This window comes from Pseudomonas sp. WSY_20, assembly GCF_043104335.1.
GTDB classification, from domain to species: Bacteria; Pseudomonadota; Gammaproteobacteria; order Pseudomonadales; family Pseudomonadaceae; genus Aquipseudomonas; species Aquipseudomonas parafulva_B.
Map to the genome: position 1 here is coordinate 1 of NZ_JBICKP010000034.1, position 23,749 is coordinate 23,749.

A 23,749-nucleotide genomic window follows, 5' to 3' on the forward strand; every position below is an offset into this window, starting at 1 on the left:
CCTTCCTGATAGATGTTGCCGACCGAGTCGGAGGTGAAAGCGCCCTGGGTGATATTGCCCTGGGTTTTGCCGGTGATGGAGATATAGGCGGGTGTGGACATGACGGATTCCTTATGTCGTCGAGAGGGCCGCAGCGGCCGTTGATTCCGTCCCATGCGGGGATGATGACGACATCGCAGGGGGCATGCCAACATTTGCTTTGATTCGGAGAAATCGCTGAAACCCGCGAATTTACTGGGGGTGGCGGGTGCTTGGATGATTTTGGGAAGGCGTATTCGGCGAGATAAAACGCGGGGAATTCAGGGGTGTCGGGCCATTTTTGGCTCGGTGTTATCTAAGTTATTGAAAATAAAGGAAATTGACCGGGCCATTTTTGGCCCGATTGGGCCAAAAATGGCCCGGTCAAAATTTGATCAATGGCGCTTGAGTGAGAGCTTGCCTGGAATACGGTTTCCTGACTCGATTGAGAACGCGAAACGCATTCCTGCTTCGATGGATTTTGTCAGTCCATGCGGGAGGCGCTGAGGCAGTCTGTCATCAGCTTTGGTTAAAGCTGTCGGGTCATTCGACCAAAAAACAAGCGCTTGGAACAGCTTCGTAAGAAAATGCTTGCCAAGTTTTCTGAGGCAGTACCTAATTTAGTCTTTTAAACAGCGGGGTGTTCCAAAAACCTCTGTTGAATCAAGGAGATACGTGGAAAGCGGTTGTCCCGTTTCCCGCTCCAGTTTGAATACTGTGGCGTTCGCACGGTGCAGTGGTGGTGAAGGCTGTAAAGGCGCTTCACGCCGATTAGCGGTAAAGCTTCAAATTGCGGGAATAGCTCAGTTGGTAGAGCACGACCTTGCCAAGGTCGGGGTCGCGAGTTCGAGTCTCGTTTCCCGCTCCAATTATAGATTTACAGAGTTCCATGGAGGTCTGTAAGTCGTTGAAATCAGACGCTTCGGCGTCTTTTTTCGTTCTAGCCAAAGCCACTCCGATTCATGGGCATTCGGACTTTTTTAGTCCAGAAATTAGTCCATGAACTCCGGACTCCCACCGTGGCGGTTTGTTGCTGGAGCGGAGCGTCGAGCGTCACGTTTATCTAGCCCTGAATTTCATGTTCAGGAGCTTTTGCACGGCACTCTCAGATGCAACCGTCCGCCAGGCCAAGGCCACTGGCAAGGACTACACCCTCGGCGATAGCGATGGCCTCTCACTTGGCGTGAGCGGGGGGGGAGCAAGTCGTGGCACTTCCGCGGTCGTGTGCTCAAGAAGGGCCGGCAGAGCACACTGGAGCAGATCGAGCGTGTTTTCGACAACGACGTGCTGCCGGCGTTGGGTAAGTCTTCGATCTATTCCATCAAGCGGCACGATTCGCTTGATGTATTGGCCAGAATCGAGCGGCGTCGAGCCTACACCGTGGCCGAAAAGGTCAGGACTTGGTTCAAACAGCTGCTTTGCTTCGTCTTGGTCAAGGCGCCAGGGCTGGAGCGCGCATGCGCAACTCCAGGTCATAGGCCCCAACATCGCGAAGCAGAAACGCCACCAGTCGGGCCAGTCTGTGGTAGTTGTCACCGCTGGGCACGAACTCGCGAAACTGCTGTTGGTCCAGCCCCGCGATCACGATGGTGAACTTGCTGTTGCGTGACACGGTGCTGCCGCCCACCAGGAAGTTGTCGTTGAGCGTACAGTTGCGCGAACTCAAGCCATTTCGCTGAGCCTGTGGTATCTGCACGGCGCGTTTCTCGGACTCACGGATCGTCATGTCCTGAAGATCGAAGCAGTGCGCTCAGCACTGAGTACATCGGCGATGGGGAGTGACAGTTTCGGAGAAACTTCGAGTCGCAAGCGTCTTCGGGTTTGGGGGGGAAGGGGAGCGTTGCTCAAGATCATCGCCGTGTACCTGGTAAATCAACTCCAGAAGCTGGAAGTCCGAGTACTGATGGGCCTTTGGCAACATGCAGTCCACAAGCAGCACGGACTTTTTGTCTAATTCATCGCCCACGTCAAATCCTCAGAGAACGGGATGGTTTCTATATGAGGGGTAGATTTGTAGGGATAATTACCGGTTAGTAGGCGTTGATCAAACAGGCGCTATTCGGCAGTTGTCTCCAAAAGAAAACCATGCAATGAAGAAGGACTTCCAGTCGAGGCGCGAAGTGTAAGCAAATGTTTTTAGAAAGTTGGTTATCGCTCTGTCGCGCAGCCCACAGCATTTTCCTGTTCGAAATAAGTCTGGCGCGTGGGGTGTTCAGTCGTGCTGGTTGCTGCCGCTAATTCCGAGCGATGCGGTGGGGAAATGCAGAATTTCGAGTTAAATGTTCGGTTACGGCGGGCTCAGCGGCTAGCGACCCTGACCAAACTCGGAGAACAGTTTGTGCAGTCATTGAACTATGTCGTTCACTCAATAGAGCAACTGCGCGTGGATCGCCAGAAGGCGACGATGATAAGTCCAGCATTGGGTTCGATCTACGAAACGTTTATCGAATTGCTGTGTGAGAGCGTCAAGTTCATCCTGCCCAACGTGCGTTTTTTTCTGGAAAATGGCCCGGCCATGGCAATTCACACCATGGCCTGCCCTTTAGCGGTACTCGATGGTGAAGCTCAGTGCACCTTTGGCCTCGCCAGGGGTAACCGTCGCTTCAGTCTGGTAATACCGTGCGCGAAGATCAAGGCGCACCGTGCCAGGGGCAAGGGCCACCATATCCACGAACTCTTCCAGTTGCACTGGGGTGTTGTCGCTGCGCAGTACCTGGATGCCGAGGCCGCTGGCGGTCGAGTCTGTGGTCAGGCTGAACAATCCAATGCTGCGGTCTATCGAGACGGAGCCGTCTACGCCGTCCAGGCGCATGAAGGCGCGGGCGACGCTGCCGGCCGGATCATCCTCGCAGTCGCTGAGCGCGATAAAGAAGTCCACCGGGGCGGTGGTGCTGCCCGGGCCTGTGAAGTCGGCGATGTCGTGAGTGCCAAGTTGTACCGGGTTTGCACTGACTGCGTCGGCCTTTACTGTGCACTGGGCCTGCTGGACTTGCCCGACCAGGGTAAGCCTTACGGCATCTCCGACATCGCTGACTACACCCCTGACAACCTCTTGATTGAACGGGCTGACGCCAGCTGGAATGGGGCCGGTCTTGATCAGGGCCATGTATTTGATGGTGAGGTTCCTCATCAGCATTGAGGAGGGCTGCATGTTCTGCTGGTTTACACCCACATAAGGAATGGCGCCGACGCCCCCGTCGTCGGCAAGGAACGCGTTGGTGGCCGAACCATTGAGGAAACCGCCCAGTTCCAGGTACAAGCCTACGCCCGGAATGCTGGTTTGCAGCACTTTGCCCGTCACATCTTTACCGTCGACAGGGGGGAAGGTGCCGGGAGCGATAGGTAATGGCGTACCCATATTGGCCGTGAGGGTTAGCGTGCCGTTGTTGTCGCATGCCAATCCAAAGCCGGGGCCCACTACGCCGGTAGTGGTGGTCGAGTAGATCTTGCTACCCACGGGTGCCTCGCGTGCCACCCACTTTACACCAGTCAGCGTATGGGTGAACTGCATGGGGCCTGTGACCGTTGGCCATTCGCAGCCCAGCGCATGGGCCTGGTTCGACATTGCCATTATCGTCGCCGCCGCAGCGATGCCGATGAAATAACGTGATAAAGAGGGCATGGTCGGTTCCTGTTGCAAGCATGCGGCTTCGTCGCACGGATTGAATCATGGGATAGGGCAGCGCAAGGTTTGCAAGTGGTAGCCTTGCTCTTGCGGCATGGTTGACGGGTCGATCTTCAGCAGGCAGCGCTGCTCGGCACGGTCGCCCCAGCTCACTTCCAGGGTTTGGGCCTCGGCACCGGTTGCAACCAGCGCCTGACCGGCCTGGCCCACTACTGCCAGGTGCTGGCCTTGCTGGTCATTAACCTGGGCGCCGAAGGGCAGTGGGCGGCCGTCGTTATGCTGTAGGGTGAGGATCAGGCGGGTAACCTGGCGCGCTTTGAAGGTTGCCAGGGCGACAGCGCCTCGGCGGGGTACGACCTGGGTGGCACCGTTTTCGATTTCCACATCAGGGCCGAGCTGATCGGTTTGCAGGGTTACTTGGTTGACCCGATAGGGGCGCATGTGCGGGGCCAGAATGTAACCATTGCTGTCGGTGCTGCCACCAGGCACGTTATCGACGCCAACACCGGGCACGTCCGGCACGTGCACCAAGGCAGTGGTCTCCCCCAGGTATTGCCCCAGCACGACGCCGCCCGCGTGTGCCAGCACCGCACCACTGGCGTTGACCGAGAGGCTACGGAAATCATCCGCTTCGGTATAGCCGGCACCCAGGTTCACTTTCTGTGTCTGGTAGCCCACCGAGACCGAGGCCGTCTTGTTCTGTTGTTGGTCGTTGGCCAGCGATGCCAGGTAGCTTAGGCGGTTGTCCTGCGAGCCGCCGTTCAAGGTGGCGCGTTCGCTGAAGTGGCCGTTGCTTTCCTGTACATCGAAACTTGCAGTGGTTGAGGTGCCCCAGCCCAGCGGAATGGTGACCCCCAGGCCAACGATGCGGTCACTGCCGCTGGTATCGCTCAGCGACTGAGAGGCATACAGATTGATGCTGACGCGACGGTATTGGGTATTGAACTGGAACTGGTATTGGCGACGCTGGCGGTTGGTGTGCCAGTAATCGTCCTGGGACAGAGTCAGGCTCAGTGAGTTGCGGTTGTTGAACGTTTGGTAGATCGAGCCCTCCACGCGGCTGCGACGGTTGCCCTGGTAGCGGCTGGAGGCGTTGCGCTGCTGCACGGCTTCGTCGAATTCGCGATAACCCTCAGTGGAGTAGCGGTAGCCGGCGAAGCGCAGGCTAGTGCCGGTCTGAAAGGCTTTACCGTAGCGTACGGAGTAACTCTGCCCCTGCACCTGGCCGCCTTGTTCGCCCAGGTCGGTACGGGCCTGGGTCACATCCAGCGATACTGCGCCAAGAGGGCCGAAGTCGCGAGCGATGCCAAGGTTGGCAGCATCGTAGTACTCGCTGCCCAGCAGCCCGCCATACAGTGTAGTGCCCCACTTGCCGCCGCGGGCCAGGGTGGCTTGCCACAAGGCCGGGTTGTCGATGCCGTCGGCGCCATCATAACGCCCGGCCACGAGGTTGTAGCGCCACACCCCTTCACGCAGCAGGTTGCTGAGCGTGGAGTAAGGCTGTATGAAGCGGCGCACCTGGCCGTCGGCCTCGGTGAGGACGATTTCAAGGTCACCGCTGCTGCCACCAATGCCCAGGTCATTGATTTCGTATGGGCCAGGGGCAACGTAAGTGGTGTAGATCGGGTAGCCGTTCTGCAGCACCTCCAGTTTGGCGCGGGTCTGGGCCACGCCACGGATCACGGGTGCGTAGCTTTGCATCACGTCGGGCAGCATACCCATGTCGGTGGCCAGTTGTACCCCTTTGATGGGCAGGCTGCGAAATACGTCGCCACTGCTGAAGGTTTCACCCAGGGTCAGTGTGCCCCATTGGCCGGGTAGGTCATGCTGGGCGTAGGTGTTGAAGTGCACCCAGTCCTGCCCTTCGCCGTCGTCGCGCCAGCTTTGACTGCTGCGCAGGCGCCAGCCGCCCAGGTTGATGCCACCGTTGAGGTTCAGGTCCTGGCTGCTGTTGGACGTGCCGGCGCGGCCGCTGAAATGCTGTGCGGAGGCCTGATAGCTGACGAATGCGGCATTGATGCCGCTGTCCCAGCGCTCTGGTGCGACGCTGCCGGCCACATCTCGGCGCAGGGCGATCTGTGGAATGGACAGTGCCAACTGCAGTAGGCCGGGGTCCAGGTCGTAGGTGGTATCGGGTACCAGCGCGAGTAGGTCCACGCAGCGCTCGTCGCTGGGCAAGGGCTCGGCCAGGCCCTGTTCGCGCAGGCCCAGCTCGCGCAGCAGGTTGGCGCTCAGGCACGGCTCCAGGCCCTTGCCGTCGCTGCGTGCACGGAAGTCGATTTCGTGCTTGCCTGCCGGGGCCAGGTTGACCATGACTTCAACCTGGTAGCGGCCTGGCGCCAGCGACGCTTGATTGGCCAGCGTGCGCAGGGCGGCCACGCTGGCGTCGCTGGACTGGCCTGGGGTTTGGCGCATGAAGTTGGGATTGAACTGCAGGGGGCGTTCTTCTGCTTGGGCCAGATCAGCAAGTAAAAAAGACAGGACGTAACCTGCCATGGGTAGACCCAAGGACAAGTAAGAAAGCGTAAGTTTTTGCCGATGCTGAGTCAGTTTGAACATATTAGGCACCGCTGATGTATGCCGCACATTGACTTTGACGATTCGTCGGGGATGGTGGAAGGGCGACAAGGCTACGGCAACATAGAATAAGGTCGTGTAGGAAAAAGCTGATATAAAGTCAGAAAATCCTACACGTTGCCCTCTGTTTTCATAGGCATGAGGGCAACCCGTTTGTGGGCTGCACTTATGCGTGTTCTACGATTTGATTGTTGTGGCGTATCCCTCTAGTTGAACTTCGGATTTTTAGGAGGAACGTAGCTGTATTTTGTTCGGCTTGGCCAGTGGAGTGTCCCTTCTTTCATTGCGCCGATCGCACTTCCACTCCAATCTCGAGTGGGCGCCGGAGGTACGACTTGAGCAGGCTCGATAAACAGATTTTCTAACTGGTAGGAGCCAATTGAATTACCAGATGCAGTAGACGCCGTGGATGCCGTGGACGCTGTAGACGACGCCGTGCTGCGAATCGATTGTGGAGGCGACATGGAGGTGGCCGCGTCAGAGAGCATCGTAGGGCTGAACTGAGTGCCTGCGTCAACGCCTATACCTGTTGCCACTGTTTGGGTTGAAATATTATTGTTGAATGGCGTTGTCACTTTGCGCCAGAGTCGTCCAGGAGCAGTGCCGAATCTACGCCCGAAGAAAACATCACCTTCTCTGGCGATCACCCGCGGTCCGCTCAGCGAAGCGGCGCTGTCAGTTTGGGTGCCAATACTGGCGGCCTTGCCCGCTCCCTTCGCCGCCAACCTGCTGTAACCTATGATCCCCAACGTACTCAGTGCACTGGCAATCCCCAGCCCGAATGCCCAGTCATTAGCCGTTTCGTTCATTGTCACCAGCCCTACCACAGAAACAACTGTGCCAGCCACGTCAATTGCCAGGCTGGCTGCGCCGAGCGAGAACGCCATGGTTAAGCCCACCGGCGGCAACAGCATGAAACTGACCACAGCGAAAACAGCACCCAGCGCTACACCAAGCCAGGAGCGCCAGTCGGCCTTGGGCTTGGGTTGTGCAACGGGGGGCACGTACGGGTACTCTGTGCTGTTACGCATGCCGTAATGGCCGCTTGGGTCGTACCAGTTGACTGGGTTGCCGCCGCAGTACACATACGGGTTGATACCGGCATTTTCTGGTGACGCCGAGTCCGGGCTGTGGAAGCGCATCAGCCCTGGGTTATAGGCGCGGTAGCCGCGCCCCAGCAGCGACCAGCCCAGGGCGCGCTCGCGGACTTCGCCGTTGAAGCCTAGCAGGCCCACCAAGGGGGCGTTGTCCGGTGAGTCGCCATAGGCGCTGTAAGTATTAGCGTGCAGTTCGTCTTTGCTGCATTCACCAATCACGCTGTTCGCCGCGTCGGTCATGAACAAGCGGTTGTCTGCTGTGCTGGCAGGGCGTTGTAGCCCCAGGGGGCGCTCGCCTGCATACAGGTACTCGGTGAGCAAGTCGGCGTCGCGTGTACTGGTTAACCGGTAGCCCTGGTAACGGCGCGTTACTTCCGCGGCTTGCTCATGGCGCACACCTATCAGGTCGTTGTGGCCGTCATAGCGGTAGCGGTAGAGGGGTAGCCCATCGCTGGAACGTTGTACTTCCTGCAAGCGACCGCGGTCGTCGTATACCAGCTTGTTGCCCTGCTCATCGTTCAGCAAGTTGCCCTCGGCATCGTGCTCGAAGGCCTGGCTGGCTGGGTAATCTGGCTGCAGCGAGTGCTCTGCCTGTTTCAGGATGAAACCGTCGTAGGTGTAGAAAGCCTCGTCCGATGTGCCATCGGCAAAATCGGTATAGCACTCGGTCAGGTTGTTCAGTTCGTCGTAGACGAAAAACTGATTCTTGATAAACCGCCCAGCCCCGTTTTGTGGCAAGGCAGTGCCTTGGCAGTTGTGCTGCTCCAAGCGGTCGAGCGTATCGTAGTCAAAGGTTTCCAGTAAGAGTTGCTTGCCGTCACGGGTAAGGGTGCGGCTACGTAGCTGGTCATCTTCCTGCCATGTCAGGGCGATGCTTTGGCTGAGGGTGGTGCCATCGTGCCGTGTGAGGGTTTGCTCGCGATTTATTTCCCTACCCAGTTCATCGTAAGTCTGCAGGCACACCAATACCTGGGTGTTGCTCAGGTCTTTGGTGGTGGTTTTCCACAGCCGTCCGAGAGCGTCATACTCGAACTGGGCAACCAGGTCGCCCTGGCAGGTCTTTTCAAGCTGGCCCAGGTCGTTGTAGGTGTGGTCCACCTGAACGCCGTCACTTTCCCGATAACCTAACTGCATTCCCTGAAACGAACTGCGGTAGTCGCAATGGTGGCCGATGGCGCCCTCGCCCACCCATTGGGTTCTCAGCAGGTAGCCTTGATCGGTGTAGGTATAGCTATGCGTGCCTTGGGCGTCGCTGGCCGAGCTGATAGACGAGGTCCTGGCATCGTAATCGAACGTAGCCCTCTTAGCAGTGTTGACGTCGATCTGGCTGGGTTGGGCAGAGCGCGCAGGGCGGTAGTGGTAGGTAAAGGTGCGCTGCGCTGTTGTGCGGGTTTCTACCAGCGAGGTGTTGCGCTTGTAGTTATAGGTTTCCTTCTGTTTGCCGGCCGTCAGGGACTTCAAGCGCTCCAGGCCATCGTAATCCCGTTGCCAGGCAAGGGTGGGTTCAAGGTCTTTACGCCGCTCGACCAGCAGCTGTTCGGCCAACGGGGCGGCACTGTGTAGCGCGAAGCGGCTGAGTACGGCCGACTGGTCGGGCCGTTCGCTACGGGTCACCCGGCCTTCGCTGTCGTAGGTGTATTTGCTGATCCGGCTGACCGGCTTGTCGTTCCGTTTGAAGGTGTGTTCTTCGAGGGTGCAGCGGCCAAGGCCGTCGTAGCTGAAATCCCGGCGGCCAACGATATTGCCTGCGTCGTCCAAGCGGTAGTGAGCTGCCGGTTTGTCGAAGCCATTGCTTTCGGTAACCTGCTGCTGCTGACGCACACCAGGGTTGCCCGGTGTTTCGACCCATTGGGTGACGATGTCGCCAGCTTCGCCGAACGGGGAGAATTCGCTGTGCTGGGTAACGCCGTGGGGCAAGGTGGTCTTGCACAGCTTGCCCCATGCATCGTATTCGAAGGTGGTTTGCAGCGTCAGGGTCTTGTCGTCGAAGTAGTCGAAGGAGGTTTCGTCTTTCAACTGGCCCAATTCATCGTAGTTGCGCTGTGCTACCCGCTCACGCTTGCGTGGTTTCTCATCGCCCGCTGCGGTGTCTGGGTCTTGTGCAACTTCCGCTTCGCGTTCTTCGGTCACCATGCGGCTGCAGCCATCGAAGGTGAGCACGGTGATCACGCCGGTACTGCTGGTGACCGACTGCGTGGCCAGCCCGGCAGCGCCTTCTTCGGGATGGTTCACTAGCCCGTACTCATAGCGCTGCTTGGACTCCTCCATACCCTGGCCCGGCGCTAGGGTTTCCTCCACCACGCGGGCCAGGGCGTCGTAGCGGCGGCGAATGCTGTTGCCGGTGTCATCTTCTTCGTAAACGTTCTGACCATGTAGGCTAGATACAGCCATGCTGGTGGTCTTTTGCACCAGATCGAAGCCGAGCACGGTTTCATCGGTCCAGTACTCCAGGCCATAGACGTCGTCGACGACCTTGCGGTACCCCCATTCGATACGTGAACTGCGGCTTTCAATGGCCCGGCGCACCGTGTCGGTACTGTCGTCACCATAGCGGGTGGTTACCTGGTAGTCGGGGCGGCCGTGCAGGAAGGCATTGTCAGGCAGGTTCAGGTAGCCCCGTTCCACCTTCAGCAGCAGCTGTTCGCGCTCATCGGGCTGGCTGGGATTGAACACTTGCAGCACTTGTTCTTCACAAGGCGCAAGCCACTGGCTCGCCTGGCCAAGGCTGGCTAGCGCCGGGAAGGCTTTGTAGGTTAGCCGCGTACGTTGCACGGGGGCGTCGTTGGGCATATTGGGCACGGGGTAAACCGTCTTGCATTTCAAATTGCGCACAAAGCCCTGCGGGTCAGGCGGACAGGCCCAGGTGTCTCCGTCTTTTTCGCCTTCCTTGTCATAGTACTCGTAGGTGGTGCGTACACCGGTGGGGGCTTGCTCCTCGGTGACGTTGCCGTAATCGTCGAAGTGGGTGATCGCGGTTTCCAGGTGCAACTTGCTGGCGTCATCACGCAGCTTCCAGCGTTTGGTGATGGTCTTGGGCAATTGGAAGTAGCGCGGCTGATCGTCGAAGCCGATGCCGGGGCGTTCATGGAAAACAGTTTCGGTTTCTTCGATATGGCCATCCTGTTCGAGCGTTTGCTTGGTCATCAGGTGGTAGCGGTTGAACGTCTGTGTCTGCTTGCGTGCGACCTTGCCTGCTTTCCAGTAATGGGCGGTGACGCTGTAGCGGTAGGAGGATTGTGCGCGGTACAGGTTGTCTTCGCCGTCGTCACGCCAGCTGATACCGCTGTTGCTGCCGACAAAGCTGTGTGCCACTTCGATGCTGTTTTCCTCGTCGAAGTGCTCGTAGGTGTAGGTCGTCCTCATCGGTGGCTGATCGGCGCGGGGCTTGACTTCATGGCTGGTCACCCGTGGCCAAGCCCTTTGAGGGTTTGTCCCGGGCAGCAGATGGCCAGGGTCGTCATTCTCCCCGTAGCGGATTTCCTCCACGGTGCCCGAGGGTGCGGATACTTTGGCAAGGCAGGTTAGACCACGGGCGGTGGTGTAGCCGAAGCGCCAGTTGCCGCCCACTTCAGGAGGCAGCTTGACCTCAACCAGTACTCGGTTTTTAAGTTCCAGCATGTAGCGCATGAACGGAAGGCCTTCAGCACCGGCCCCAGGGTGAGCATCAATGGTTACCCTGCCATCGGTGTACTTCAACGCCAGCAGCTGTGCGCCATAGTCATCAACGATTTTTTCCAGCCGGCGGTTTTCTGGGACGTAGCTGAGGGTTATCCCGTGGCCGGAGGGCGCCCTGACTTTGCTGGGCAGCGCAATAGGGTTGAGCACATCGTGCAGGGTCAGTATTTCCACAAGGCCAGACTTGTGCTCCACCCGGTACGAGCCATTTTCGCCGTCGTCGTAAAAGTGAAAGCTATGAATTTTCTTTTCACGCATAGCCGGTTGCGGACCACTGCCGGTGACCTTGTAGCTTTCCCCCGTGTGCAAGGTAAGCATCTGGGTCGCGGGGTCGTATTGGGTCAATGCTAACTGCCAGCCGGTGCCAAAACCCGAGTCTTGTGTGTTGAACGGGCTATACGACAGGCGCAAGGGCAGGTTGGGGCCGGTCAGGTCATTGCCGGCCGGCATTTGCAAGTCGATCGCCAAGTTGTATTGGCCCGTGCGCTGGTCGACCTGGTTTTGTACAAAGCTCTGGAAGTTGGTGGCGTTGCTGTGAGCACCCGCAGAACTGGCCATGTTCAATTACCCCTCTCGGCAAAGGTGACTACGATACAGGCGAGCTCTCCTTGCTTGATTGGGTCACCTTTGCCGGTCACCCTGAAGCCACGGCTTGGCGCATTGCTATCGATGCCGTTGTTGGTCAGGTAGCCCGGTTTCTCGGGGCTACCAGCGTAGGTCCATAATTTGTCGATGCCTATTTTTTCCAGCGAAGCGTTGGCTCGGCTAGTATCGAGTTCAACCCAGGCGCTGTTGACCTTTTCACAACGCTCGTTATTAGTGAGCAGAAGCGTCGATTTGATCGGTACGTTCCGAATGCGGATGGCATGCGGCGCTATGACGCTACCGTCTACTTCCGCGCACTCTTTTTTGGGGAGCAGTTTCTGGGGTAAGCCGCCAGGTATTGCCGTCAGTTCCAGCCCGCAAGCAGGCTCGGTGTTGTTATCCACTGTCTGGTACAGGGCGAGCATAGGCGTTGGGTCGGCCTGGGGTGAATCTGCGGCGCCAGCACCCAAGGCGGCTGTGCCATACACAAGCACGGGTGCGGCCAACATCAACTGTTTCATGGTCGATGGGATGGCTAGGCGCCAGCAGTTTAATGGTCTCATATTTAGGCTCCCTGTTCGTTCAGGTGACTTGAACAGTTAGAAGAAACGTATTTACGTCGTTGGGTGAATAAGGCGGTGTGTTCGGAGCTTATTGAACTTGTTGGGGTGTGACACCTATTAGAATTAACAGGTGCGCTAAAGGTGCCTGCGTGGGCATCGAGGGGGCATGCAAGTTTTTGAAGGGTTGTCACCTGGTAGATTTATCAGGTGCAAGCGTGCCTTGAGCGGGCGTGCTAACTGTTATTTCTGCCAGTAGCCAGCGATGGGCATTAGTCTGAAAACTAGGGGCATCTCAACCCGCCTGGAGCCTATCCATGGTGCCTCAACGCCCAGTGAAAAATAGGGGACAACAGTCCCCGCGTAACCCCGCACCTGAAATCCCCGCGCAAAATGCGTTGGGTGAAATTGATCTCAATGAATTAAATGGCCAGCCGTTGAAGTTTTTGATCAAGGATGCGGACTTAAAGTTCGGTCAGTATATCTTCCCCGTCTGGCGAGGCCTCGCCGCAGACGGCACGCCTTTTGATGACCTGGGTGCGCAATGTGAAGTGCCTGTGGACTACGACACTACAAAAACGATGGTGGCCGAGATTTCTAATCGTTTTGTTGAACCCTTTGATGGGGGGTGGGCATTTTTATCATACAAGGTTGATGACCGGGCAGAGAGCACCCCGGATTCACACCGCATCTTTTGTTACTTGGGTTTGCGCGACCGTGGCGATGTTGCCGAAGCCCTGGCGGTTGCGCAGGCGCGAGAGTCGCATGACCGTGTGATTGTCGCAGCAGACCTTGAAACAGAAGGTGTGCGTTTGCTGGCGCCAAGTTACCGGGCCATGCAGGCCGGCGACCGCATCGAACTGGTGGTGCGCAAGTTCAATGCGGCAGGCGACGAGGTAACGCCTCCGGCGAGCGAGTTGTTTGAGGTGACCGAAGCCAATGTGGGCGAACCTTTGCAATGGCAGGTGGCCAAGTCGCATTTCATTCGCGTGCAGGAGGGCAGGGTAGCGTTTCAGTACACCGTCACGCTGGTCGGTAACGGCGAAGAAGTTGTTTCCCCTGTGCAGGAAATGGCAGTAGCCAGGGCTTCGAGCCCCGTTGACCTGTTGCCAGAGGCTAAGCTCGATGGTTTTACGGGGGCGCCGCTTGACCCTGGCAAGTTTCCCGACGGGGTAACTGTGCGTGTGCCGGTAAACCCCGATGTGCAAGCGGGGGACTACTTGCTTCTGCACTGGAAAACACCTCTCAAGACCGAGCCTGAGGTGCAGTTCGCGCGTATGGATGCCAGCAGCCTGGAAAGCGATGAAACCGTGTTCCGAGTTGACGCGGCGTTGCTTGTGCCGGGTGATCACCAAGTGTTCTACCAAATTGCGCGTGCGGGCCATGCGCTGACGTCGCAACGCCTGGATGTCGAGTTCGAAACGGCACGCAACCTTGCTGCGCCAAGCATCGAGCGCGCTAGCGAAGATGGCAGTGGCAAGCAAGTGCTATTGGCGGACAGCGCGATTTTAGGGGCTTACGTCACGGTGCCTGATGTGCCTTTGCGCCCCGGCGAACACCTTGAGGTTCACTGGGACGGTTATGAGCATAACGGCAAGCAGATTACCACCACGCCGGTGGAGGAAGGCGGCCGACGCTTCAAGATTGACCCCAGCGTGGTGGCTGCGAACATGCACCAGCCCGGCGCGGATAACAGCAGGCGTTTTAAAGTGTTCTACCACATCGTCGATGACGAGGGGGGGCGCTCGGCGGCGTCCCAAGCTGTGGACTTGCGTGTTCAGCCGCTGACTTTCGATAACAATATCAAGTGCCTGCAAGCCCAGACCAACGGCGAACTTTGGCGGTCCAAGCTTGTTGCGAACGGTGCAATGCTCGAAGTGTCCGGCGCGTTACTTTGGCCGTTCGCTGCGCCAGACCAACTGTTCACACTGGCCATTCAAGACGGCGTCATATTACGGGATCGAGTGCCGGTGACACCTGTCGAATTCGCTAACAAGCGGATACAGCAATGGTTGAGTGTTGCGGTTTATAACGGCTTGGACGAAGGCAAACAATACACCATCAGCGGAAATGTCAGCTTCGACAAGGGCGACAGTTGGCATAAACTTCTGCCGCTGTTAATCATTCCTAGAAAGTCAAAGTAGACGAAGCCGGCGTCGGCCTAAATCCGTCTGACGGTCGGGTTGGCGTCGCACCAATCAATGCATGGGCATGGAGACTAAAGCGATGAAAATTGAAAGTGCTGGAGTGGCTCAAGCGGTAGAAAATCAATCACTTGAAGCATTTTATAAAGCAATGGATGCGGGCCCTAAAACATGGGGTTGGGATGCGCTGTTAGTGTTTTCCAGGAGCGCTACAAACGCGCTGCTCTCGCAGGAGTACATTGATCGGGCGCATATTCCGGAATTGTTCTTTCCCCCTTTACCCGATGGCAATGTCGACTCCGGCAATGGTATCAAGCATGTCTTGCTCGGGCTGCGTCTCGACAAGGCGAGGCTGTCGTTCGAAAATGCGAACTTGAAGGACCCGAAAGCTAAGTTGCAAATGCGTCTGGTCGGGGGGAAGCATCTTGAAGTGATCGAAACATTTCTGGATGGCAAGCCGGTCAGGAGCGTGCAAGCCCTGATCCTCTACAACGCCGCTACGCACGCTGTGCTGGATATGAACATTACGTTAGACGCCGCTGCCGGTACCGTTGATGAAAGCGGTAAAGTTTTACTTGATATCAATAAAGGTTATGACCATCTGTTCAGTGGTGGCGGCACTGGGCCTGAGCGCGTTCGCTTGGGCTTGTATTTCAAAGAGCTGTTTGAAACCTGGGCGAAGGAAAATAAAGAAATGCTGCAGTTCCCGCTCAGCGAACTGGCCGTTGACGATACTTCGCTGCTCAATCCCGGCGTCTTTATGTTAGGGACTCATGCAGAACCCGGTGCGAAAGTGTTGGGTAGTGCGAATCAGGGGGACGGTGCAGTGGTGGTGTTCGTTGCCATGCGCGGAAATGATTCAGGTGCTTATCCTCCAGAGGATAAAGATTTGTTGTACATGCTGCCTGATTCGACTGACCCGTATACCAGTAATTTAGTGTTGTCGCACAAGCTGGTTGCGCAGCACGTCGTGAAGCTGGGCTTTGACCAGTTTGACTGGATGGAAGGAAAGTTTGACCTGGTGGCGTTGAAAGACGACCGCTACCGAGTGGATGAAAACCGCTACAAATTGGTGGCCAACGCCATGAGCGGTGGAGCCTATGCCGAGTTCAATTATTCTGATACCAACCATGGTGGGACAACGCAGCCGTGGCGCTGGAGGTTGAACATGGACGGCGCCACCCTCAACCTGTTTGACAAGGGCAGCGAAGTCGTTTTCGATAAAAGGATGCTGAAGATAAACTGGTCCTCCGCTATGCCAGTGGGTACTTTGGTGTATTGGCTTCAGACCGGCAATTCCTCCGGCGACACCATTCCTCTGCAGGTCTCTGCGAAGGTAGAGATTCGTGCAGATTGTAAGTTTGATGTTTCGCGAGAGGACAATAAAACCACGCTTAAGTTTTCGGTGAGCAACTTTGAATCGAGTGTAGAGATTTCTATTGAAGATGGCTTCCGGTCTGGGGATGTTGGCAAAGATGCCAGAGCAAAATCCGAAAATCTAAAAGCGCCACTGGAGGCTGCATTGATTAAGGCTGCCAAGGAAAAACTTGAGAGCCTTAAGAACATGACGTTCGAAATTGATGCGTTGCGTCTTAACCAATTGCTATTCCGAGGCGATAATGTCGTTGACCCGCGTGACGTGGCGGTGCCGAACGACTTGACCCTGCTCGGTAACTTGGCGCCCAAGCGCACCGCGATGTCCATCACGCCTCTGGAACCGATCGTGGCAAGCGGTGGGTTTATTGATTTCAGCGCCTCGTCTACAAGCGGTATCACCTGGACAGTGGAAAATCTCCCTGGCGAAACTGGAGAAACTGGGAAGTTCGCTACACCGTCGGTGGGGCGATATACGGCGCCATCCGATGACGCCTTGGTTACAGAAGGCCAGCGCCGAGTGATTGTGAAGGCCACCAGTGGGGAGCAGGTCAGCCGCGCGCTGGTCAGCATCGTACCTAGCCATGTCTCGGTGAACCCTTGGGTGGCGGTGGTAAGCCTGGGCAAAAACTATTCATTGTCGGCAGGCACTCCCGATAATGCCGAGCTGAAGTGGAATCAGCCAACACTGGGTAAAGTCGATGAGGATACCGACCCGCTTAACCCAGGGGGTCATAAGTACACCGCGCCAACCACATTGCCTAAGCGTGAACCAACCCAGCCGAACCATTACAGAGTGCTGCGCCTGGTCGAGGTCACCGTTGAGCCGGCTGCAGGTGGCACGCCCGCGACCATCGACATGCTGGTCGTTGGGGCCAAGAGCCCCAACTACTGGATAGAGCCGGCAGTCAATGCCGATGGCTCCGTGGCGCTGCCTTTCTATAGGCTTAGTATGGACATGGAAAAGGTCAAGGTACCTGAGCCAATCGAGTGGCACGTGCTGCGCGGTAGTGGGACCATTGACAGCAACACCCAAACCTATAAGCCCGCACCCGGTTCTGACGACCAGTACGTCATCATATCGGCCTTCTACGTCAACGACTCTCCCGATACCCACGACTATGTGATTTTGCCACTGCCATTCGTACCGGTGCGCAATTACGCCGAGATTCTCAGCCCAACCATCAAGGAGGTTTGAGATGAATACTAAGGCTACTTCGCATGAAAAACAGGAAACATCGGCACGCCTAGGCTGGGGTGGCATGCTTGCCTTGGACCGCAGCCTCCTTGACCTTGTGCTACGTGAGCAGTATCTCGATGCGCTTGCTAACTTTGGTGCGATGGACCCTATCCATCTGGAGGCCTACCTTGACGAGGGCGAGCGCATCAGCGTTTCGGTGCAAGGGATGGTGCTGGGCGCGCCCCAGGTCGGCTTCCAGAATGCAACAGGGTTCAGCTCGGACTTGACGCTGCGGATGAACATCATTGCCGGGGAGTACATGCGAATTCTGCATCTTCCTGGCAGGCCTAAGCGCGTTGTGGAAAGCTTCACCATCACCGAAGGCATGGGCTATCGTGTCGAAGCACCGCTGGCCCTGGAGTGTAGCCGGCCAAAGACGAGCCGGTTCGCCTCGCTGGAGTTAAACCTTGCCCGTGCGGTCGAGTTTTCCACCAATTTGGGGCCAACCGAGTATGCCGGGGTCATGATTGGCCGGCGCTTGCAGGAATCGATCAGCTATATGCGGGCTTACCAGCTCACCTATTCCCTGGGCCGTTTCGTCATGGACGACTACCATCCGCTGAGCCCGGATCAGTTCATGGTGCGCACCATGCTCGCACCTTGGGGAAAAAGTGAAGGTAGCCCCCGGTACGGGGACGGGGCAGCGCTGGTCTTCATGAAACTGGGGATCGACCTGCGCGCAGGGGGGCAGCCAACCCCGGGTACCGAAATCCCATATCCGATCGCAGAGAGTGCTACCAATTTGCCGGGTACCCTGATCCTTGTTCCGGATATCGCAGAGCTCGGGGCTGGTGGGGTCAAGGATGTGCTCAGTACCTTCAGCCTGCCCAACGGTTACGAGTTCGTTACTGGTACACCGCAACCAGGCATCGACCTTGTGGTGCCCGGACAGTGGACAAAAACGCAGAACGCCGCAACGGTAGAGCCTGCTTTGGCGAGCGTGGTATCCGGGCGCACCATCGCCTTCACTGTTGATGGCGCGCCTGGCCCAGTGCAGTGGTCGGCCACCAACCTGAAACGCCCAGCGGCGGTCGGCACATTCAATGGTGCCATCTATAGTCCGCGTCCTGCAGGCAGTTTCGTCGAGGACCAGCAGATGGTCCTGGTGACTGCCACTTCGGCTGAAGGCGGTGACGCAATGCGCAGTCATGCCTTGGTCATGGAAACCGCCCGAGCGGTGCAGGTCGTACCGCGCGTTGCCACCTGGGTGCAAGGTGAAGATCCGATCGAGCTGCGCGCCTCTAGTGTCGATGCCGGTAGCCTGCAATGGAGCCTAGTGGAGGCAGTACTGCTGTCGGAGGGGGAGCAGCGAGTTCAGACGCTTGCCAACCCGATAGGGAAACTTGAAGACAAGGGGGGCGGCCGGGCCATTTTCACGCCCGACCCGCCTGGCAGCGACCGCGATTTGTTCAAGGTACAGCGAATCCGTTGCACCAACCGGCAGAACGGGGACAGTGCTGAAGCTTCGGTGGTGGTGATCAGGTGGCATGCGGGCCTGAACGTGGTGCCGTTCCACGTGGTGCAGGGGCTTTCGGTTCAATCCATACCCTTCACGGTAATGCCTGACGAGCCTGAGCTAGACCTTGGCCGCGATATAACGTGGACTGTGAATGGCGAAGGCGTGTTTGTTGGCAACGTTTACACGCCTCCGGAAGATCCCCGATCACCCATTGCGGTGGTGACTGCGTTCGATGGCGTTGAGCGCACCGGCTACGCCATCGTCGAGTTCAGCGAAAGTCGGCAGGAAACCGCTGGCCTGTTGTCATGGGAAAGCCTTAGCACCTTTGAACTTAAAGCCATCAGCGCGCCGCAATGCTTCGCCAATGGCTGGCAGCAGATAGAAGTTGAGGTGACCGTTGCTGCGAGTAACGATCACAACGATCAACCGGTCGAGATCTCCGACGCCGATTTGGCAACGTTGAAGTTCTTGAATGTGGACAGCAACAACGAGCTACCTTTCCTGGCGCCGGATGAAGAAGCCTTGGCCGTTGGCAAGGCGGATGAAGAAGAGGAGGACTGGGCGGTAAACAGAGAGGCGAACAACATCGACCGGCAAGCAACAGCGCCCGCTGGGGGGAGCGCGCCGTTGGCGGCCAGAACCCGCCGATTCTACCTGCACTCCCGTAAGGCGGGGGTGATCAAGGTGATTGCGTCGATACAGAACACCTTGACGGGCAAGACGGTCACGTCTGCAGCCACCGGCGAGAAAGGTAAGCTCGAGTTGCGCGGGCTGGTCACCCCGTCCTTCACGCAGGAACTGTATTCCTTCAAGCGCACGCGTGTGGCGGGGGATGCGTCACCGTCCGAGGGCGATGAATTCGCTTATGTCGATACCAGTACCGACAACTGGTTGCTGGAGCACGTCCTCAGAGAGGGCCGAGTAATCAAGTTCGCTCGCCTGTTCATCAAGGATACCGACCCAAAATCGGCTGTACGGTGGTCTTGGGAGCCCGGGACGTCGCCGGGGCCAGTTCTGGACGATGATTTCGTCAGCTTCACTGGGTTCTCCTTCCAGTCGGTTGATGGCCGAGTGAAGGACGATTTGCTGTTCGACGGACTTCTTTACCGCATGGCCAAGCATCGAACGTATGCACTGCCGACGAAGGTGCAAGGCACCAAGCCCGGTGCCGGGCAACTGATGATCGTCCTGCAGCGGGATACGGGGTTTGTTTTCTCGAGAAAAAGCGAGGAGTCGGGTTATCGCCAGGCGCTTGAAAAAAACTTGGAGTTCACGCTGCTGGATGTGGAAGGTAACGAACATCCCCTGACATTTTCTTTTGCTGTCACGGCTGACGAAGAGAGGCAGGGCATCACCCACCGCGATGTTCTGAAACTTTCAATTCGTTGAGCAACGGCTCACCTGGGTGCACGGGTGTGCCGAGGTGAGCCCACCATTCTTTTTCGGATGATAAACAAGATGGCTATTGAAACTGTACTTCACTCCAATGCACTGAATGCGTCCAGCTTTGTGCAAAATAATGTCGACCCACGTACTGGCCAGTATGCGGTAAGTATCAACTTGCCAGCCCTTGTTGGTAATTATCAGGTCGGTCCAGAGCTGCCCATTCGCCTGGTGTTCAATCCATTCAGCGACAACAATGTCGGCTTCGGCCGGGGGTGGTATGTCGACCTTACTCAATACGTGCCGGCTACGCGCATGTTGCGGCTTCACACCGGAGAAAGTTTCAAGGTGACCGGGTCTGGTGCAGAGCCGGGCATCAAGGAAAGAAAACTCGAAAGCTTTCGTTTTTTCGATGACAGTGAAGGGGGCAAGAAACAATACCGTGTGGTGCACAAGTCCTATATGGAAGAAGTGCTGAGCGAGTACGGTACCGGGGATAATCTTGTTGCACTGCCGTCTGAGGTTCGCGCCGCTTCGGGCCATCGTATTCTGTTGAGCTACACCGCCAACCAAAGGCTGGAGCGCATTGTCGACGGCACGGGTCAGGCGTTGCTGGAAATCAGCTATGGCAGCACGGTAACACTCAAGCTGCACCCTGGGGCCAATGGCGGCAAGCCGGTCGCCGAATACAAGCTCAGCCTGGTCAATGAGCAGTTGCGTCAGGTCGACTTGCCGGCCGAAGTGGGTGGCAACTGGCGGTTCGAATACACCACGTCTTTTGGTCTGACCTGCCTGGCCAAGGTTTCGACACCCTACGGTAGTGTGGAAGATATCCGCTACGGTGAGGGCGGTGATACAGGCCATCTGCTGCCAGGCGGTGGAACCCGTGCGGCGTTACCGCGTGTGACCTCGCATACGGTCAACCCTGGCGGCGGCCAGCCGTCGATGAAAACCAGCTACACCTACACCGTCCTGCAAGACAGCATTGAGGCGCCGAACAACTTCGTCGGTAACGGCAGCGGTGTCAGCTGGCGTGACGATGGTGAGGACAACCTCTACCGTGCCCGCTCCACCTACCTGTATGGCAGCACGGCGTCTCAATGGGGTAAAGGTGCGGATGGCAAGGACCAGGTATTGCGCACCACTCATCGCACGTACAACCGTTTTCACTTGCAGGTGGGTGAGGTCGTGGTGCAAGGCAAGAACCAACTTGTCAACAGCACGACGTATCACGGCAATGTAACGACTGAGTTCGACAATCAGCCGCGTAACTTCCAGTTACCGCTGGAGCAAACCCGGGCGTGGTCACTGCTAGGGGATGCTTCCAGGTTTCGCCAAGAGCCTGCCACCAGGACCGTATATGACCTGCATGGCAATTTGGTCGAGCAGATCCTGCCCTCCGGGCAGCGCACCGTGATCGCGTATTACCCTGCCGAAGACGACCCGGACGGCTTCGTACGCAACCAAAAAAGCGTGACGGAACATCCCGCAGCGGATGGCGACGAACCTGCGCCGGTACTGCGAAAAAGCTTCCAGTACAAGGCGCTCGCTCGGGTAGCTTATCCGGGTGCCTCGATCAAACAATCGGCGTCCGATTGGCTGGTCCTTACGCAGGAAAGCCTGTGTGAGGTCGTTGGCGAGGTAGAGCAGGCAGCGTTGAAAGTGACCACCGTGAGCCCGGTCGATGACCCTGCCGACTTGCTGCGCCATGGGCGTTCATCGCTGGAAACCCTGGTCATGGGGGGTAAAAGTACCACGACCGGTTTTACGTACAGCTTGGACGATCTCAATGGGCACCCTGTGCTGGTGACCGAGCAGCAGGTGACCGGCTTTGATCATGGGAGTATTGACCAAGAAACTGGCGAGCCGCGCCATGTTCGCAAGGTGATCACGCTGAAGCATTCGATGCTCATTGGCGAGCCGTTGCTCAATCGCGATGACAACGATGTTGAAATCGAGTACGCCTACGATGCGTTACGCCGTGTGGTTCGTGAGACGGTGTCACCCAATGACGATGCGTATAGGGCATCTCGCATCTACACGTACGGGCTTGTGAGCGCACCGGGTGGTCAGGCCGTGCAAACCCGAATAGACGTCAAGGGAGTTGCCATCAACTCATACATTGATGGCCTGGGGCGAGTGGTCCGCGAAGAGCGGCACGATGCTGACGTCGACGCAGAAGATGTCCGCCTGCGTCAAGTCTTTCGCCCACGCAGCTCGTTTACCTACGATGAACTTGGCCAGTTGACCGAGGCAATTGAATACGACTGGAAAGGCGAACAGCAAATGCCGTTGGCGACCCAGTATGCCTACGACGATTGGGGCGTACAGCGTTGCGAGACAGGGCCGGACGGGGTCAAGCGGTTCCAGGAGCATGACCCGATCGGGTCCAACCCTGACGGGACCGACCCCAAGGGCAACCTGGCCACCCAAACCGAGTGGAGCGAGTCTGCAGATGGCAAGCTGAGCGTGGGCAAGACCATCACTTGGTTGAACCTGTTCGAGCAGCCTGCCCAAGTGCAGCGCTTTGACCTGGCGGATAAAATGTACGCCACGCATGAGTACTTCTATGACGGCTTGGGGCGCAATGTACGGGAGATCGATGCGCGTAAAGCCGTTACCCGCTCCGGCTATGACGCTTTCGGCCGCCTGGTCGACCAGACACTGGCGGACAGGTCGTTGGTGCATCGCGACTATGCCGTGCACAGCAGTGAAGACTTGCCGATCAGTATCAGTGTCAACGGTGTCGTGCTGGGGGAGCAGGTTTTCGACGGTCTGAACCGTATGATCACCTCTGTTACCGGCGGACGGGCGCGGCACATGCACTATGAGCCTGGCCAGATCAAACCGAGCAAGGTGCGGACAGCCGCTGGCAATGTCATCGAGTATCAATACCTTCCTCAACTGGGTGAGGAGCCTCAACTACGGCGCATTCCGGGTAAGCAGGCCGACTATACATTCGACCCGCTCAACGCCCGGCTTACCCACTGCAAGGAGGAGGAAGAGGAATTGAGCCGCGTCTATTTCAGTACCGGCGAAATCAAGCAGGAAACCCGCGTCATCGGCGACGAAACCTGGACCATGGAGTACGGCACCAGCCTGTTGGGGCGCCAGTTGTTCTATAAGGATGTTCTCGGCCAGACGCAGACCTACGATTATTACCCCAGCGGCCTGTTGGAGCGTACTGCGCTGGGGAGCACAAGCAGTTGGTTCTTCTATGACGGGCTGAGCAATTCACAATGCATACTCACCCTGGATGGCACTCAAGGACTAGCCACCGAGCTGGAGTACGATCACCAAGGGCGCGAATGCCTGCGTCGGTTTGTGTTCCTCAGTAGCGTGCCTGAAGCGCCGATCAAAGACTTTACGTTCGCCAATGAACGTGTGCAGGCGCTGGTTGCAGAGGCCGGGCTTTTGGTGCAGGCAGTACAGGAGCTGGCGCAGGAATACAGCGTGCTCGACCAGATCACGTCAAAACGCTTGAGTGATAATGGCACTGTCTTGCGTGAGGAAACATTCAAGTACGACCTGCGTGGTCGGCTGGAGGAATACAGTTGCGATGGGCTGGTTTCCCATAGCCCGACCGACCCGGCTGGGAAGACTATTCGTCAGCAGTATTTCGAATTTGATGCGCTCGACAACATCACCTGGGTGCTGACCGAATTCGAGGAAGAGGACGGCAGCAAGGGCAGTAACGAGGCTACCTATCTATTCGACAATGAAGACCCTGCGCAATTGAGTGGCGTGCGGAATACCCATTCCGACTATGCAGACTTCACATTGCAATACGACAAGGACGGCAATATGAGCCTCGATGACAAGGGCAAGACGCTGACGTACGACGCCCTGGGCCGCCTGAGCAGCTATGACGGCAGTGGTTACAGTTACGATCCTTTGGACAGGTTGTCAGGCCAGGCGGTATGAAGGCAGATGAAGTGAAGATCGGGCCGAGGAGCTAGTGCCCCTCGGTTAAGCGGATACTCAAGCAAATTGGGGCCATTTTGCACCCCTT

At 57.3% G+C, this 23,749-nt stretch carries 9 protein-coding genes, 1 tRNA gene and 2 pseudogenes; 6 read left to right on the forward strand and 6 right to left on the reverse strand.

All coding sequences use genetic code 11. The features are described 5' to 3' along the window. Positions 1-101: pseudogene (locus ACF8E5_RS09570) on the reverse strand (type VI secretion system tube protein Hcp); the annotation flags it as partial. 709 nt (positions 102-810) lie between these two features. On the opposite strand from ACF8E5_RS09570, the gene ACF8E5_RS09575 reads away from it, so the two are divergent. Then, positions 811-886 (forward strand) — tRNA-Gly (locus ACF8E5_RS09575). Positions 887-1,096: 210 nt separating this feature from the next. Further along, positions 1,097-1,524: pseudogene (locus ACF8E5_RS09580) on the forward strand (hypothetical protein); the annotation flags it as partial. On the opposite strand, the gene ACF8E5_RS09585 reads toward ACF8E5_RS09580, so the two are convergent. The 5 genes from ACF8E5_RS09585 to ACF8E5_RS09605 all read right to left on the reverse strand — a co-directional run bounded on the left by ACF8E5_RS09585 (position 1,451) and on the right by ACF8E5_RS09605 (position 12,086). Next, a complete protein-coding gene (locus ACF8E5_RS09585) occupies positions 1,451-1,744 on the reverse strand; it encodes a type VI secretion system baseplate subunit TssG (protein WP_058637725.1) in 294 nt (97 codons plus the stop codon). The pseudogene ACF8E5_RS09580 and the gene ACF8E5_RS09585 sit on opposite strands and share 74 nt — an antisense overlap. Before the next feature lie 816 nt (positions 1,745-2,560). Next, complete coding sequence (locus tag ACF8E5_RS09590) at positions 2,561-3,640, reverse strand: fimbrial protein (RefSeq protein ID WP_392475202.1); 1,080 nt, start codon at positions 3,638-3,640, stop codon at positions 2,561-2,563. A 45-nt stretch (positions 3,641-3,685) separates the two neighbouring features. After that, positions 3,686-6,202, reverse strand: coding sequence for a fimbria/pilus outer membrane usher protein (locus tag ACF8E5_RS09595; protein ID WP_196126112.1), 2,517 nt, complete (start codon positions 6,200-6,202; stop codon positions 3,686-3,688). A gap of 224 nt (positions 6,203-6,426) precedes the next feature. Then, a complete protein-coding gene (locus ACF8E5_RS09600) occupies positions 6,427-11,550 on the reverse strand; it encodes an RHS repeat-associated core domain-containing protein (RefSeq protein ID WP_392475203.1) in 5,124 nt (1,707 codons plus the stop codon). A gap of 2 nt (positions 11,551-11,552) precedes the next feature. Continuing rightward, positions 11,553-12,086: a hypothetical protein gene (locus ACF8E5_RS09605; protein ID WP_197844131.1), complete on the reverse strand. Its 534-nt coding sequence runs from the start codon at positions 12,084-12,086 to the stop codon at positions 11,553-11,555. A 368-nt stretch (positions 12,087-12,454) separates the two neighbouring features. Here ACF8E5_RS09605 and ACF8E5_RS09610 point away from each other — a divergent pair, with 368 nt between their 5' ends. From ACF8E5_RS09610 to ACF8E5_RS09625, 4 genes are all read left to right on the forward strand, one after another. Then, positions 12,455-14,281 carry a hypothetical protein gene (locus tag ACF8E5_RS09610; RefSeq protein WP_197844132.1) on the forward strand — a complete coding sequence of 609 codons (1,827 nt, stop codon included), beginning with the start codon at positions 12,455-12,457 and terminating at the stop codon, positions 14,279-14,281. Positions 14,282-14,363: 82 nt separating this feature from the next. Then, complete coding sequence (locus ACF8E5_RS09615; RefSeq protein WP_196186049.1) at positions 14,364-16,853, forward strand: hypothetical protein; 2,490 nt, start codon at positions 14,364-14,366, stop codon at positions 16,851-16,853. Position 16,854: 1 nt separating this feature from the next. Then, positions 16,855-19,743, forward strand: a complete 2,889-nt coding sequence (locus ACF8E5_RS09620) for a hypothetical protein (protein ID WP_392475204.1) — start codon at positions 16,855-16,857, stop codon at positions 19,741-19,743. Between the two features lie 69 nt (positions 19,744-19,812). Then, positions 19,813-23,661 (forward strand): RHS repeat domain-containing protein, encoded by a 3,849-nt coding sequence (locus ACF8E5_RS09625; protein WP_197844134.1) that lies wholly within the window; start codon positions 19,813-19,815, stop codon positions 23,659-23,661. The last annotated feature ends 88 nt before the right edge of the window (positions 23,662-23,749 follow it).

What these genes read in the sequence shown, in the direction of transcription:
- ACF8E5_RS09600 (WP_392475203.1), bottom strand. Translation starts at nt 11,550, where the DNA reads ATGGCCAGTTCTGCGGGTGCTCACAGCAACGCCACCAACTTCCAGAGC.
- ACF8E5_RS09610 (WP_197844132.1), top strand. Translation starts at nt 12,455, where the DNA reads ATGGTGCCTCAACGCCCAGTGAAAAATAGGGGACAACAGTCCCCGCGT.
- ACF8E5_RS09605 (WP_197844131.1), bottom strand. Translation starts at nt 12,086, where the DNA reads ATGTTGGCCGCACCCGTGCTTGTGTATGGCACAGCCGCCTTGGGTGCT.
- ACF8E5_RS09595 (WP_196126112.1), bottom strand. Translation starts at nt 6,202, where the DNA reads ATGTTCAAACTGACTCAGCATCGGCAAAAACTTACGCTTTCTTACTTG.
- ACF8E5_RS09620 (WP_392475204.1), top strand. Translation starts at nt 16,855, where the DNA reads ATGAATACTAAGGCTACTTCGCATGAAAAACAGGAAACATCGGCACGC.
- ACF8E5_RS09585 (WP_058637725.1), bottom strand. Translation starts at nt 1,744, where the DNA reads ATGACGATCCGTGAGTCCGAGAAACGCGCCGTGCAGATACCACAGGCT.
- ACF8E5_RS09625 (WP_197844134.1), top strand. Translation starts at nt 19,813, where the DNA reads ATGGCTATTGAAACTGTACTTCACTCCAATGCACTGAATGCGTCCAGC.
- ACF8E5_RS09590 (WP_392475202.1), bottom strand. Translation starts at nt 3,640, where the DNA reads ATGCCCTCTTTATCACGTTATTTCATCGGCATCGCTGCGGCGGCGACG.
- ACF8E5_RS09615 (WP_196186049.1), top strand. Translation starts at nt 14,364, where the DNA reads ATGAAAATTGAAAGTGCTGGAGTGGCTCAAGCGGTAGAAAATCAATCA.